10 protein-coding genes are annotated in these 14,867 nt (G+C 44.6%); 2 read left to right on the plus strand and 8 right to left on the minus strand.

All coding sequences use genetic code 11. The features are described 5' to 3' along the window. The coding region (locus PsAD37_RS22155) for an integrase core domain-containing protein (protein ID WP_153039723.1) at positions 1-191 on the plus strand (191 nt) is incomplete at its 5' end. A gap of 814 nt (positions 192-1,005) precedes the next feature. Here PsAD37_RS22155 and ribA read toward each other — a convergent pair. The 5 genes from ribA to PsAD37_RS22185 form a co-directional block, all read right to left on the minus strand. Continuing rightward, positions 1,006-1,674, minus strand: a complete 669-nt coding sequence (ribA, locus tag PsAD37_RS22165; protein ID WP_063297951.1) for a GTP cyclohydrolase II RibA — start codon at positions 1,672-1,674, stop codon at positions 1,006-1,008. 24 nt (positions 1,675-1,698) lie between these two features. Then, complete coding sequence (locus PsAD37_RS22170; protein ID WP_063297952.1) at positions 1,699-3,396, minus strand: WD40 repeat domain-containing protein; 1,698 nt, start codon at positions 3,394-3,396, stop codon at positions 1,699-1,701. A 12-nt stretch (positions 3,397-3,408) separates the two neighbouring features. Beyond that, on the minus strand, positions 3,409-4,413 hold the full coding sequence (locus tag PsAD37_RS22175) for an SUMF1/EgtB/PvdO family nonheme iron enzyme (protein WP_063297953.1): 1,005 nt from the start codon (positions 4,411-4,413) through the stop codon (positions 3,409-3,411). Between the two features lie 82 nt (positions 4,414-4,495). Further along, a complete protein-coding gene (locus tag PsAD37_RS22180; RefSeq protein WP_063297954.1) occupies positions 4,496-5,098 on the minus strand; it encodes an NADPH-dependent FMN reductase in 603 nt (200 codons plus the stop codon). Further along, positions 5,095-6,927 (minus strand): WD40 repeat domain-containing protein, encoded by a 1,833-nt coding sequence (locus PsAD37_RS22185; RefSeq protein ID WP_153039845.1) that lies wholly within the window; start codon positions 6,925-6,927, stop codon positions 5,095-5,097. Before PsAD37_RS22185 ends, PsAD37_RS22180 begins: the two co-directional genes overlap by 4 nt. A gap of 407 nt (positions 6,928-7,334) precedes the next feature. Between PsAD37_RS22185 and PsAD37_RS22190 the strand changes: the two genes are divergently transcribed. Beyond that, positions 7,335-8,516 carry an MFS transporter gene (locus PsAD37_RS22190; protein ID WP_063297956.1) on the plus strand — a complete coding sequence of 394 codons (1,182 nt, stop codon included), beginning with the start codon at positions 7,335-7,337 and terminating at the stop codon, positions 8,514-8,516. Positions 8,517-9,047: 531 nt separating this feature from the next. On the opposite strand, the gene PsAD37_RS22200 is transcribed toward PsAD37_RS22190, so the two are convergent. The 3 genes from PsAD37_RS22200 to PsAD37_RS22210 all read right to left on the minus strand — a co-directional run bounded on the left by PsAD37_RS22200 (position 9,048) and on the right by PsAD37_RS22210 (position 14,672). Continuing rightward, positions 9,048-9,980 carry a BRCT domain-containing protein gene (locus tag PsAD37_RS22200; protein WP_063297958.1) on the minus strand — a complete coding sequence of 311 codons (933 nt, stop codon included), beginning with the start codon at positions 9,978-9,980 and terminating at the stop codon, positions 9,048-9,050. A gap of 221 nt (positions 9,981-10,201) precedes the next feature. Next, positions 10,202-13,681: an AAA domain-containing protein gene (locus PsAD37_RS22205; RefSeq protein ID WP_063297959.1), complete on the minus strand. Its 3,480-nt coding sequence runs from the start codon at positions 13,679-13,681 to the stop codon at positions 10,202-10,204. A 133-nt stretch (positions 13,682-13,814) separates the two neighbouring features. Continuing rightward, positions 13,815-14,672: a site-specific integrase gene (locus tag PsAD37_RS22210; protein ID WP_208992018.1), complete on the minus strand. Its 858-nt coding sequence runs from the start codon at positions 14,670-14,672 to the stop codon at positions 13,815-13,817. Positions 14,673-14,867: the final 195 nt, after the last annotated feature.

Raw genomic sequence — 14,867 nt, forward strand, 5'->3', positions numbered from 1 at the left:
AAAGTTTCAACGGCCGAATGCGAGACGAATTGTTGAATGGTGAGACCTTTTACTCGTTGCGTGAAGCCCAAATAATCATCGAAAGGTGGAGGATACACTACAATACCAAACGCCCCCATAGTGCGCTAAACTTCCGCCCACCGGCTCCTGAAGTAATCATTCCAGTAGACCAAAGGCCAGTCATGCACTAACTTTCAAACCGGACCACTCAAGTGGGGCTGATCACTTCGATTGACCATGTTCTGTTTTAGTGTCAACAGAACAAAGAGGGAACAGATGACTCTAGCAACGATGTTGCTGGAGCTCACTCGAATGTCCGTTTCTACTGCCTGCTTGAGAAAACTCGAACCCGCAAGGAATGACAGCTTTCCGCCCATAGAGATAAGGTGGGTAGGTTCAATCGTAAACTGATGTCTTGCTGCAGCTGTTACTGCCTCAAGCGTCCGCAAATGATCAAAAAGCCACATGCAGCACACCTGAATATCCAAACAAGTACTACTTACTTTTACCAGTGGTGGTACTTTCTGACCACACCTTCAAACCTTGCATTAAACCGTCTACGAACCGCCGCCAACCGCATTCGGAAAGAGGAGTTGCTAGTGTGGTAACCCACGCTTTGCCGAGAGCTCTCCATCAGCTCCTTGAATTATGCCGCGTGAGAGTCATTGATCCGCACTAGCATGTAAGCCCTCGAAGTCCGAGAAATCGGCGAGGAAATCGAGAATATGCTCATCCACAGGATGCAGCCTGCCGCTATCATCTTTCAGTTATGCTAAAGGAACAAAATCTAGATCGAAGTCCTTCAACTCACTCTTAGTTAGTGCAAACAGCATGATCTATGTTCTTAGACAACCAAGGACCTATAAGTTCCAAACGGTTTTGAAGCTTCAAGAATTAAGTCAAGGTTAGCTTACTTTGGCACAAGCTCACAGCACAGCGATCTCAATAATCTAGAAAGATGAAAGCCCCCATTAGCTTAGAGGGCTTCCAACCTTTGGGATTCCATCAATGGGCATGAAGTATTACTTCAAGCTCATCGAGAGAGTGCCCTTTATCTCGTTTTGCCATCAAATACTTTATGTTTTGCGTGGTCACATGTGTAGCGGTTTGCTTTACTTCCGTGATCTCTAGTTGCGCACGACTTAACGTGGAGACTTTTTCAGGATTATTCGTAACCAATGAAAACCGTTTTATGTTCAGCGCCTTCAGCATTTTTGCTGCGATCAGGAAATCTCTCCCATCCTCTGGAAAATCTAAACTTCGGTTCGCCTCGAATGTATCTTGCCCTGCATCCTGTAGAAGATATGCCTCGAGCTTTGAGTACAGTCCAATTCCGCGGCCTTCTTGGCGAAGATAGATCAAAACGCCATCATTGTATTTCATTTGCTCTATAAACTCAGCAAGCTGAGCACCACAATCACAACGTTTAGAACCAAACAAATCGCCGGTAATACATTCTGAATGAACCCGTACGAAAGGATTTGTCGCAACTTCTGGATCACCAAAAATTACGGCAAAGTGTTCCTCGTCGTACCCTGCCCCTTTGAAACTAATAAAACGAACACGTTCGCTATCAAGACCGTCGAGATCAATTAAGACATCTGACCGAACTTCCATTTCATCCGCATTATCTACCAATTCTTGGTCATGTACGACACTTGCGAGATTTGTCATTTGAACTACCGCCCGTCTAGTGAGTTAAGGATGTACTGAATAGAGGCGACCATCATAGGAGCCTGCAATAAATGCCTGAGTTGCCTCATCCCAGGTTAGAGATGAGATACCTGACAACGTCGGTCTGACAGGTTTTCCAGTCCAGTTCTTCCTATTAACGTCAAATACTTGAATAGTCCCGCCATAACTACCAGAAGCGATCAAGTCTCCTCGACTGCTTGAAGCCACACATTTTATCGAATGTCGGTGAGAACTCTTAAATACATCAGGTGACGAAACTCCGTCTCTCCAAAGACGTAAAGTTAAATCTCGAGAAACAGTCGCAAAACCACTTTCATAAACACAAAGATCATTCACGATACCATCATGAGCACTTCCGATTTCGCTGGTTACTTCTAGAGTATCAACATCCGTATACTTAATCTCACCATCCGAGGTGCCTGTCGCAATAATACCGTTCTGATAAGCAATTCCTTTGATAGCTCCTGAGTGAACTTTGACTACTTTTGTCTCAGCCGGATCTTTTACGTTTAAATAGATTACATGACCCGAGTATGTGCCCACAGCGAGAAAAGTAACCGCAGCGGATTTCACGATTACTGCGCAGTTCAATGGTGAAGTATGTCTATATAACTCGGTGGCTGTTAGAGCATCAAAAACGATACCGGCTTGCCCCCCAGCAAAAATTTGCCCGTTATCCTCGACCACAAAATTGCATAACGTGCCTAAGTTAGCGATCTCCGCACCGCTCTTTTCCAAAACTCCGGCATCTCCGACGGAATAAATACCGTCGCTGCCAGCAAAAACAGCATTCACACCGGGGATTGGTCCTACACGATCTGTATCCCAAACATTAGATGCTAAGTCCCAGGTTGCATATGTCGTCCCAAATGTCGCAAAGGCTATCACGTTTTCAGTTAGGAAACTCGCAGATCTAGCCCAAATGCATCTTGGGAAGGTTGATGTTTTGATCTTTGCTTCTAATGATCCCTTATTCAGATCCCAGATATGAACTCGATTATCATACCCCAATGAGACCAAACGCCTTTCTGCATCATCAACAATTAATAACTTGATTGCAGTTGTGTGGGCGTCGAAAAAAGTAACATTATCATATGGATCGATGGATGCGATAGAACCATCACTGTTCCCTGCCAGAATTGTTCCATCTGTCAGAGTTACTAGAGTGTCTATATCTACCCCGTCAATCGATCTAACCGCACGACATTCCCCAGTAAGAGTATCCCAAGTACGGATTGTTCCATCCATGCCACATGATTGAAGCGTTCGATTATCTTTGCCCCAATCAAAATTCTCGATTAATCCTGTGTGTCCTACCAACCGCTTCTTGAACACACCATGAAGATCATGCACGGAAAGAGTGCCATCAAATGAACTAGTTGCTATTTGCTGCCCGTCCGGAGAAAAAGCAGCTTTAGAAACATCATCAGCGTGAACAGAAATTACACCGATCAATCGCATATCGGGAACACTCCAAACTCTAGCGGTGTAATCACTGCTTGAGCTAACCAGTAGAGTGCCATCAGGCGAAAAATCGCATTGATTGACGAGATGATCATGTCGACCACATGCAAGTGCTTTGTTGGTCTGAGCACACCACAGGATGAGTTGATTGTCATAACCCGCGGTCGCAATATACTTATCAGAAAAAGTGGCTAGACCGCTAATTGGTCCGACATGAAAAATAGAATAAGCAATCATTGTATCGACTCCTCAAGATGCGTCCATAGCAACACGGAAACCCATAGCGTAAAGATCTGAGTGATAACGTCCATGGCGTCGTGTTACGCGACAAAGATCTGCATATCTTGCGAAGCTGCCACCACGAGCGATCCTATATGCTTGTCTATCCCGATTAAGGTCATCAGTGATATGTACCCCACCAGGGTATGGAGCATAATTACTACTCGTATACTCCTCGACATTGCCGGACATATCAAAGCATCCCACCCACGAGCGACCTTGAGGGTAAATCCCTACAGGCGTCGTAAAATTTATTTTAGATTCGGCAGTATTTGCATTCTCGACATGGAACTTATCTCCCCAAGGATAAACTTTCGATCCTGCTGCACATTCCCATTCAGGCTCACTTGGAAGACGAAAAGTTAGCCCTGTTTTTTTGCTCAACCACGCGCAGTAGTGATCTGCTGTCTTTTCACTAACAGTGAAAACAGGATGATTAGCGAACTCTGCAGGGTAGCGTCCTAATGACCATGACGACGGTATTTCAGAATTAGGATTATCTAGTAAAAATGCTAAATACTCTGAATTCGTAACAGGATAAGTTGCGATTCTATAGGGAGATAGATGTATCATATATCGTGGACATTCTTTTTCAATCCATTCGCGAATTACGCCCACATCAGAAAACTCAGAAACTACTTCATCAACGGCTTCATAAGGTAGCCCAAGATCTACTTGGCCGCCCTCTACTCGAACCATTTGGGGGACTTGCCCTGGTCTAATTCTAGGATCTCCCAAAAGAGCTAGAAGCATACCGCTTGCAAGACGATCATTAAACCGTCCAACCTCCAGCCCACGACAAGCCCGCTCAATTATCTCCTCTCCAGCATTCCCAACTAAATGACTGATCGATTGCGACACCTCTTCAGGTAGAGATAAATCAGAGCACACAGCAGGTGGTTTAGTCGCGTCGACATCCATCCCATCTTCAGAAAATGATTGAATATTCGGACATTGCTCGGCAATCTTCTGCATTATATACTTGCCCTCCCAAGATCAAAGTTTGCAGAAGTTTTGCGACATAACGCAAAACTATAGTTATGAGCACGCCATCACGCTATGACATGCCGTACTTAAACTCTGCATCATTAACTATCCCGCTGTTTCGCACATTAAGAAGTGCAGCAGAATATTGAGCAAGCATACGAATGCCGTAGTCGAGTCTATCCCTTAAACTATCATTGTTCTCATTTAGCTCACCATTAAAAAGGCTCTCTACATTTCTCAAAATCACATGATCAGGTAGATAACAAATGTGACTGTTCTTATAGGCAAAGGCTCGTAACTCAGTCATCGGAGCAAACCCTCCTTCACCTGCTGAAACAGACACTATCAAAGCAGGCTTGTGACCAGTTTCTTTTACACTCGCGAGCATGAGTAGGTTTTTTAGACGAGGTGGAACCATCCCACCCCATTCTGGAGTAACAATGATAAAAGCGTCAGAAGATGCCAAGTTCTCTGAGATTTCAAACCATCCATCCCAAGAAGAATGTCCGTCCCACACTCCTTCATTCCATATCTCGATGTCAGCAGAACAAAGTTCAATTCTATCAACTTCACCAAAAGCATTTAGTACAGCAGGCATATTAGACAGATAATCTGTTATTCTACTGCTTTGAGACTTTTCTCTATGACTTCCATTAATTAAACAAAGTTTCATTGTAAGTTTTCTGCCTCACTTAACGCTAATTTTGTTTCACCTACAGGCAATATCTGCTCACTATGTATTATGTAATTTTTTATTGTCCCACCACGCCCCATTATTGAAACTACGCCTGTCTTCGAAATATTAATCGCCTTCATGTGCTCGGCACCGTAATAACAGGAGTCCAGCACATCCCCACTAACAATATCTCCTAAATATATCCTATTTGCGTAGTTAATAAAAATAACGTAAGAACCAAATACAACAAAATCTTCTACAGTATTTGTCTCAGAATCCACGAACTGAACATCGTGATACCATACACCGTCGTCTCTATATACTTTATCTATTGCCGATCTATGCGTTACAAGCAATACATCAGGGCTTAACCACTTCATCCTCTTAGGCAGCTTACCTAAAGTCTTCTCAACAACTTGATGGGAGTTGGTATCAAGTAGATATATAGAGCCTCCTCGCTCACCAACTGCTAATATCTCTCCAGTCGGAGAAGCTGCAATCGACCAGATCGGCTCAGATGAGCGGAAAATTTCTATAGTCTTATCATTTAGGAGCTGAAGCACACGACCATCTTCAAGAGCAACATAGAAGCAACTGGTCTTAATACTAAAAGAAATGTCCCTGACTGCTGCGGAGAAATCAAAAGACTTAATCTTCTGATTATCTTTAATTAAATAGCCCTTACCGCAAGTTGAACCGAGTAATGCTTCACTATTTTTTCCGATCTCAATACGTTTGAAATATCCACCTTCCAATGAAAGCTTCTGTAAGACTTGAGCAGTTCCCACAACCACTGGCCCTTCAGACTGCAAACCAATTCTTAAGACCAGACCCTCCTCACCACATGCAATAACATCATCATTATGATTGCAGCACGACCAAACAGCTGGAGGTGTCTGTTTAAACTCAGAAATTCTCTCTCCAGTATCACAGTTGAATTTAATGATTGATCCATCGCGAACCTGCACAAAAGCTATAGAGGGATCCGCCTCACTAAACTTCACCCATCTCGTCTTAAATGGAGCTTTAAATGCAACTTTTATTGGATTTAGGTTGGCCGGATCAATTTCATAGACGTTTCTATCAAAACTTGATGCCAGCAAGCGTCCACTTTTGCTCCTCGTAACATGTTCAAGGTCATCATTAGTAAACAGCTCTCCAAATTCACAATCCAATGCGAAAGTATCAGTCTTACGAACAACAACTCTGACTAGAAACCGCTGATCACACGCTGCAATAAACTCATCTGGACCAACCTCCTCAAACCAATGAAAAGTTTCAACGATCTTGTGAGGAGAAACAAATGTCTCAACATGACCATTGGCATAAACGCCAATGCAGCCATTATTGGTTCCGAAAAGAGCATAACTACCACATGAAGAATACTTAGTTGTTATGATGTCATAGAAAGAAGCTCGACCAGAACTTAAAACGTTACCCTGAAAATCCAACTCAACAATGGAAGAGTTACCCGTCCGAGTGATCAATTTCGCTTCAGTCGGGTGAAGATCAACGGCTTGAGATGTCGAGTGAATAGGTTCGACATCATCAATGCCTTCGAGGCGGATGTTTTTCCGAAAAATCTGACTGATGGAATTTTGATCATCATAAGATCCGAGAAAGATCTCACGGCCACCACCTATTGCAGCGATTAGTTTACGCGCAGGACAAATGGAAATTCCGTCGATCATTCCATCGTGAGCTGCAAACTCACCTTGAACATCAAGTTGCTCATTTAGTATCAAAATTTTGCCGTATCGAGTGCCTGCGAACAGCATCTTGGCTTGGCCATCATATGCAAATGAGTTAGCCGACTGGTAGAACATATCCGCCCCCAGGAAGAAAAGATTAAAGCCGAGAGTTTCCCCTCGGCCGTATTCCATAAGTAAACAAGAAACTATGTTTACTTCTCACCACGCACGCGGAGCTGCTTGTTTCCGCGAACACTATTCTTACCTGTACGCTTAGTAGTCTTTCTCAAAATAACCATGCTCATATCTCCTAATTAAAGCGTGAGTTACTAAGGAAATGTACTTATTGACTAAACACACGTCAAACACAAAAGTACTTAGATTAAATTTTCTAATTTTAGAATTTGCTTTTTTACTTGATATTTAAGCAATTATTCTTCACAAAGATGATTAATGCATAAAAATTTATAACTAACTCAAAGTAAGATATCCTGATATTCTCCGAATCAGAATTACAAAAAGGCGACTAAAGCGGAGATAAGATGAAGCTTCTAATATTATTTTTTGCAAATTTCATAGCATCGATTGCGATGGGAATCTCACTCACAATTGTGCCTTGGGAACTTGCTCAAACCAGCGGTGGTGCAAAATTCTTAGCTTTTACGGCTACCTGGTCTACCGCAGTATTAATATTTGTTTCCCCTATCGCCGGACGTTTAGTCGACAGCATATCACGACGCTATTCGCTAATATTGTGTGTTGTTATCATGGCAGTCGTTTTACAGTTAGCTGCCATCGCTTATGGTAGCCAAGTATTCAAGGTCATCAGTTTAAGCATTTTCTATTTCTGCTCTCAAATATTTTTCCTGTTTTTTTACAATGCATTAAGCGCATTCATACAAGAAATTTTCAACGATACAGAACGCGGCAAAGTGAATGGTTGGATGCAGGCTGAGATGCAGGCCGCGACTTTCGTCGTCGGCCTTCTAATGATTTATTTAGTAAATGAAAGGGATTTCCAACTTGCCCTTATGATAAATGGTGGCTTGCTGGTAATTGCTGCGATTTTACTCCGTTTAATTCCATACACACAGAAAAAGAGACCCGGCCGAGCAAAAATTTCTAAAGATGTCTATCGCGTTATATTTAGTCGGATAGATCTAATTTTACTCGGCATTGGCGGTAACATTACCTTCGTCTGCGTAATGATGCTAAACATCATTCATCCAGTCTATTTCAACAATGTACTTAATCTAGAAATTGCAGCCTTAGCACAACTCTCCATATCTTTCGGCATAGGCGCAGGCTTGGGAGGTTTCTTTATTGGGAGGTTTGTTTCTGACACCTCCGCATTACCTATTATCAAAATTTGCCTTCTTGTCTATTCAGGATCGCTTTTGACAATCTGCCTGAACCCTCAATTGGTGACAATCTTAGTAATGTATGGCGTTATGGGCGCTACCGGTTCTGCTATTCGAGTAGCCTACAATACTTACGTCATGAGTGTGATAGATACATCGATTTTCGGAAGTTATTTAGGTGTCATCAGTACACTAACTTATATACAACGAACTATATTTGGCCTCATGCTCGGCTTAATAATAAGTGCTTTCCCTAACTCAAACTATTACTGGTTTGCTTTTGCAATCATTTCGTTCGGGGCTCTTTGTATTCTAATCGCTTCGGTAACCACATCTGAGCAAAAACTAAAAATGGAATACTAGGAAATCAAAACACCACTATTAGCTCTCTTATTGAAGAGCTTTGAGCGGGAAATAGAGACTGAAGATTTCTTCTATAACAAACTTCTATGAGAATGTACGGCACATAACCATCGTTCAGCCTTTATCGCTAAATCACCGCCGTTCGTTCTGGCCGAATTAGCCAGTGCATATTGTAGATGAGATTGGCAAACCTGATCTTTGTGATGGCTGGTATCAGTCCTACACAGCGGATGAGTAAACCCATGTCCTGTTTCTGATAGGCAAACACATGATAAGCTGGGCTCTATACTTTGGCCCAGCTTTTTGCCAAACGCACAATGGCGGCCATCGATTTGCCTTTCGGTTTTTGGAGATGAACCTGAGAGATAAGCCCATTGATCTTTATGAAGTTCACGTTCTGTATGGAGCTGCAGGCACTATCCACCCAGACCAGCAACTCGGTGTTGGCTTTACCTATTAGCCCACAGTACAATTGCCTTCCATCAAAGTTAGCCACATATGTGGTCAGCCATTTATGAAGAAAGCGCCAACTCAACTAACCAAATTGAGGAAGGCTTTCTCGCCAATAATCTCAAGTTTTTGACCGCGAGCAATACATTCTTCTGCTTTTCGGTGCTTACTGCTCTTCTCATGGTCAGCAAGCCGGCTGAGATCTTGTTCCCCGACAACGACGAGCGTGGTCTTTTTCGTTACTCCTGAAGCAACAGTCATACCCACATTAGCGGCAATGCTAGCTGCTTCTTGTCGGCTAATCTCAAGTTTTCCCGTAAAGACAATAATATGATCGCTATGTGAACCTTCAGGATTGGGCTCAACACGAATTGACTTTGAAGGGCGTCGCCTAACTTGACGAGACGCATCTTTCCATTCGTTTACGCTTAGCCCGCTTTGCTCAAGCGCCTTTAGCATGACCCATGCTGTGCATTTCGCGTCTTCTCCGGCATCGTGATGTTTGAAAGAAAAATCAAATTCCATCGCTAAGTTGCTTAAACCATACCCTCGTTTTCCAAACCTATCTGGCCAAGTTCGCCGCACGACCCTTGTACTATCTATCCATTCAGAAAGCGGGTTTTTTACATCATACTTTGCTGATGCTTCTACCATAGCATTTCTATCAAAGGCGCTGTGGCTAATCGCAATGTTGTTCTGAAACAACGGACCATACTTGCGAACCAAATCAGGAAACAGCATAGCTCCTTCTACAAGGTCTTCATCAATGCCATGTATACTGATGTTACCCCAATCAAATGTCTCTTCAGGATTAATCAGCTCTGACAAAACATTCACCACCACCCCATCTTTCACTGTGGCAATGCCGATCTGACAAATGCTGCTTGGCGATGCATTTGCTGTTTCAAGGTCGAAAGTAATAAAGTCAAAATCAATCGTTGTTAGCGCAGTAGAAGCAACTTCTGAGCATAAACCAGATTTGGGATGAGACAATAAATTCTTGAACATTCTCATTGCATTACCTGCTCTTCATCAGTGACGAGCAAACGTCATCAAGAGGTCTGTTAAACACCTACGAGAGATCGCATCGTTTGCTTTGTGAGCAACCAATGCAAAATCAACAACACAAACAATCGTAACAACACTTGACTAACGTCCCACAGAAGGCGCTTCCGTTACACTATCCATTGGTCCGTGAGAAAACATGCCAATGTTTAATAACGAAGCAAGAAACACTAGGGCAAATGTCTGTCCAAAGTAGCAAACACTCCTGCATTCTTCCAAAGGCTTCGATTTCCGATCACGTATAGAAATCCCTTAGCTCTTGTCACAGCTACATTGACGAGATTGGGTTTGCCGCCTGCCCATGCTCGGGCTCCGTTTTGCGATTGTGCTTGTGCTCCCAGCACAAAGAAGACAATCTCGGCTTCACGACCTTGTACAGTGTGGACAGTGCCTACGTGCTCATAGACCCATGAATTTGGCTTCTCCACCCAATCTTGCAAAACACCACTATTCAGAATTTCTCTGCGAAGGTTGTCTTGTACGATTACGAATGGCGTTACAACATAGATATCAGCACTTCTTCCTGACGCTCGCAGTTTAGAGAGCATTTCAATCAGCACTTTAGCCTCTTCAACACACCACTTATCTTGAGTTGCCGTACCTCTGACATCTATCCATGAAGAACGACCTAAAACCGTCTCAGATGGCTTGCCAGCCTTCGCTTGGACCATCAAGTTCGAATAAGCGATTTCATTTGAAATTTCGAACATCGGGCTACTGCATCTGCGGTGCACCAACAACGGGGCACCTACATCACGATAGCCACTTCCTGATGGAAAGCGTGCACCATAGACGCTTGCGGTGTCAGCGAGAGTTTGTACGGAAGCCTCTGGCGCATTGAATTTCAATGGATCGATAGCAAAGTAAGCACAAATCTCTTCTGTCAGACTATTTGGGAGTGTCACTACTGGTTCGATTTGAAGAGGGTCTCCTACCACCACTGCCTGCTGTGATCTCATGAGCGCACCTACAGCAGCTTGCGGCACGGCCTGCCCTGCTTCATCAATGAGCAACCAACCTAAGCTCTCAGTACCTAGACGCGTAAACATACGGTCAATAGAAGCAAATGTTGTTGAGACCACAGGGACAACAAGAAAGAAAGATGCCCAGAGATCTGGAAGCAGCGCATCCTTCGCAGGTGAGCCTAAGCTGCGGGTACCAAAGTTTTGTATAAAGATCGCGAGATTCTGTTTGAGCCGATCAGCGCAGCAATCAATAAATGTTCGGTGGACCGATACAGCCGCCTCGAAGATCTCATCACGCATGCGGCTTCCAAGTTTATCGAACCAAACACTCGACGTCTGGAGTTGCTCATGGGGCGTTGAGAAAAACTGTTCATCAGGAACAATAGCAGCACACCGTTCTCGCGCAGCCTTCACGGTTTGCTTCAATCTCAATTCTGCAGCCCGTACTTCTTCAAGCTTTTTCTCAGCGTCTTCAAGACGTAGCTTCTTTTCTGTCAGGACGTCAAAATAACGTTCTGCCTCCTTTTTGATTGCCGCTAGCTCACGTTCACAATCCTCTAGCCAGGAGCAAGCTTTATCAAAATGAGGCGCCCAGTCGCGAAAAGATTGCGTTCGAAAAAGTCTGGCAAAAAAGCTAGGTCGCCGCTCATAAAGATCCTGCTTTTCTTCGTCAGAAGCCATAACTAGCTCTCGAGCTTTCTCTCGCCGCGCATCAATCTCAGTGTAACGCTTCCCTAGCTCTTCAAAATCAGACTTTATCCTTGAAATCTTCGGGGTATTCTCCTCAAGCCATCTGGTCGCTTTTTCTAATTGGCTAACCTGCACATGAACTTTTTGGAGCTCGTCTTGAAGTTGCCTAAATGTGTCAAACGCTTCTTTGAACCTTGACCTTGCCTGCCCCCATCGAGCTTTTGCTTCTCGCGAGTTGTTTGGAGCTTGCTCTAGGTTTATAATCTTTCGATAGCGCCTACGGACACTTCCATCCTCTTGTTCTTCGTTAATGATTTGAGGAACGCCAGATGCATGATTAAGGTAGGTAGATAGCCCAGTTTCCGGGTCACGCCAAAATCTCTGCGAAAAGTTATATCTGTTGGACTTATTCCCGAGAACGGCTGAAATTACGCCCCACGTCTCAGTTTCAAGGATACTATCAGAGATCGTCTTAAAGTACCTCAGTTCAGGAGCATCATCCGCTACCGCATTCAGCGAGGGCAACTCGGCACTTACATTCTCTACGGCCTTATTGTTTGATGAGGCGACAACCATCTCAAACCCTTTAAGGCGTGCATCTAATTCATGAAGTGATACCTTTGCACCGTTTCTTTGCAACTTTACGTTTGTCGGCTTGAATGCACTTTCAGGATCAGAAAAGCTGCACATGACCTCAGCCCGCTCAATAATGCGCGCAGCAACGACATCCCTGAGAAGAGTTGTTTTTCCAGTACCTGGAGGCCCATTTACTCCCAAAATGCCAGTCATGAGTTGTTGCTTGCTTGACGCATTGACCGCAGCTTGTTGAAGCAGGGCCAAGGGAAAGCGCCCTCTGCTTGCCCATCGACCTGTTGGGGTCAGTGCCGGTTGCAAAAGCTCTTGAAGTGCATCTGTGTCTTCTAACAGATCCTTTCGATCATCTACATGCTCAGCTTTCAAATAGTGTTTTAGGGCGTGAGGTAACTGACCAGCAGAAGCTAAGTTTCGCGCTTTCGCGAGATCGCCAAGAAAGAAGGAGTTAAGCAATGTGCTTTCTGGCGGAGTTTTGCTACCATAAAATTCGTAAGTCCTTATGGCAAAAGACGGCTCTTTGATCTTATGGCCCACCAAGCCTAAGCGACTTGTTAACTCGTCAAAAACATCGTTGATGGACTGCTTACTGAGAGGAATTAACTCGCCCTCGTCGTCTCGCTGAAGCAATCGTTTCCGCAAGAAAGCTATAATCTGCTTCTCTGCTACGGGCCAAGCTGCCAGCTTTTCCAGGTCGCCACTAAGAGCAATTGGCATACCCCAAGCAAAACTCGAAACACCAATTGAGTTTTCCTCGTCAACCGGTCGTCCATCTTTGTCAAGAAGGACGGTAGCAATTGCATTTTGCCCACGCATGCTCGGCTTATCTGGGCGTTTATCTGCATAACATTTGAGGAGCGCTTCCACACCAGGAGCCAGCTCAACTGCTCCTAAAAAAAGCTCGTAGTAGAGCCTTTTGTTTGGTCTTGATTTTTCTCCAGCAACCCAAGGTAACTCTCGCTTATCAAATCGGGCGATGCGGCTTTTATCTCCCCCAACAAGATCTTCTTCTCGTCGATAGCCTTGGGGGGAGAGAACTTCTAACGCTGTCCATGCACTGAGAATATTCTGTGGATCTTCAGCGACTTCAGACACGCTCGGAGATTGCTTTCTTGCGGTAAAGCTTTTTCCCTGGTTCGCTTGTTCTACGACGTCTGCAACTTCCCAAGCTTGGTTGGAATGTTTATTGATGGTTGGAGTTTCAATGAGGCTATCGTTTTGCTGCAGAGTAGCTGCGCCATCCTGCGCCTGAAGCACATTTTCTTTCAAACTCAACGCACGACCAGTTTTACGATGCTCTAACTCATCTAGCAGCAGATTAAGGATATCTGCGTCACCACGATTGTTTGCAAACGTGTCTTCCAGATCAGAAATTGATTTATTGAAAAAAGGCCTTGCAGACATGCTTTAAGATCCACGCATCATCAATATTTTATTCAATATCTCCTTATAGTTTCAATATGCACACATTCACAACCAATGGATTTAACTTATTGAGCTATTTCAGAGCGGCATTACTTTTTGCAGACTAGCAATCTCAGCAATTCCCTCCTCCCTTCAACCCCGCCTCAATACGCTCCCCAACTGTCTCTGACAACACCCGTATCGGATGCGCATCGTGGTTTACATAGCGGTTAGTGATGGTCACGTTGCGGTGGCGTAGAAGGTGACTGATGAGAAAAGCGTTACTGCCTGATTGCGCGGCAAAAGTGCCCACTGTGTGGCGTAGATCGTGGATGCGCACATCTGGAATATCTGCATGATGGCGCACACGCTGCCATGCATTCTCAACCAGCTCCTTTGTAATGTGCCGTGTGGGATCGTTGATGCGAGCAAGCACATAAGGAGAGCCATCCAAGCGCGGTATATCGGAGAGGATGTCGAGCACATTCCCACTGACCGGGTGAGGCTTGCGACCATCACCTTTCTTAGAAGGCAAGGCAATTGCCCCTTCTTCAAAGTCTACGTGCTTCCATTCAAGAGAAGCGATCTCCATCAGCCGCGCACCTGTGTAAAGCAGCAGTTTGAGGCAGTAGAGCGCCATGGGGTTCACAGGTGTCCGGCGCTTTTCAATATCGTGGCGCAAGTGCTTGCGGTTCTCTGGCTTAGCCTTGATGATCCACGGGAGCCCCTCTTTCTCAGCAAGCTCCAGCGACTTACCAAGTCGCTGCAACTCATCACCAGATAAGAACCGGTCGCGCTCGTTCTCCTTGTAACGCTTTACCAACCGCACCGGATTGCTGTGTTCAGGTCTCAGGCCCCAAACCTCAGCCAGATTGAACGCCTTGGAGATGATCGCCAGCACATGGTTTGCTTGTCGCGGGGTTCTGCGCATAGAACGATGCAGCTTGGAGATATCCTGTCGGGTAACTGACGCCAGCTTCGCTTTGCCCAAGGGCTTCCTCACACAGCGTTCAAGAATACGTCGTATCTCAACAAGAGATTTTGGTTTGTTGTGCACCTTGTCAATGAGCGTTCAAAATTGATCCGGCATCATCATTTAAAATTGACCCACCTTGGTTGGCACAAATCCAGCAGGCGAACAGCTCTCATCTAGCAGGTTCGTCTGCTGGCTTTGTGCCAACCAAGG

It is taken from the genome of Pseudovibrio sp. Ad37, assembly GCF_001623075.1.
GTDB lineage: Bacteria > Pseudomonadota > Alphaproteobacteria > Rhizobiales > Stappiaceae > Pseudovibrio.

What these genes read in the sequence shown, in the direction of transcription:
- ribA (WP_063297951.1), bottom strand. Translation starts at nt 1,674, where the DNA reads ATGACAAATCTCGCAAGTGTCGTACATGACCAAGAATTGGTAGATAAT.
- PsAD37_RS22170 (WP_063297952.1), bottom strand. Translation starts at nt 3,396, where the DNA reads ATGATTGCTTATTCTATTTTTCATGTCGGACCAATTAGCGGTCTAGCC.
- PsAD37_RS22175 (WP_063297953.1), bottom strand. Translation starts at nt 4,413, where the DNA reads ATGCAGAAGATTGCCGAGCAATGTCCGAATATTCAATCATTTTCTGAA.
- PsAD37_RS22180 (WP_063297954.1), bottom strand. Translation starts at nt 5,098, where the DNA reads ATGAAACTTTGTTTAATTAATGGAAGTCATAGAGAAAAGTCTCAAAGC.
- PsAD37_RS22185 (WP_153039845.1), bottom strand. Translation starts at nt 6,927, where the DNA reads ATGTTCTACCAGTCGGCTAACTCATTTGCATATGATGGCCAAGCCAAG.
- PsAD37_RS22190 (WP_063297956.1), top strand. Translation starts at nt 7,335, where the DNA reads ATGAAGCTTCTAATATTATTTTTTGCAAATTTCATAGCATCGATTGCG.
- PsAD37_RS22200 (WP_063297958.1), bottom strand. Translation starts at nt 9,980, where the DNA reads ATGAGAATGTTCAAGAATTTATTGTCTCATCCCAAATCTGGTTTATGC.
- PsAD37_RS22205 (WP_063297959.1), bottom strand. Translation starts at nt 13,681, where the DNA reads ATGTCTGCAAGGCCTTTTTTCAATAAATCAATTTCTGATCTGGAAGAC.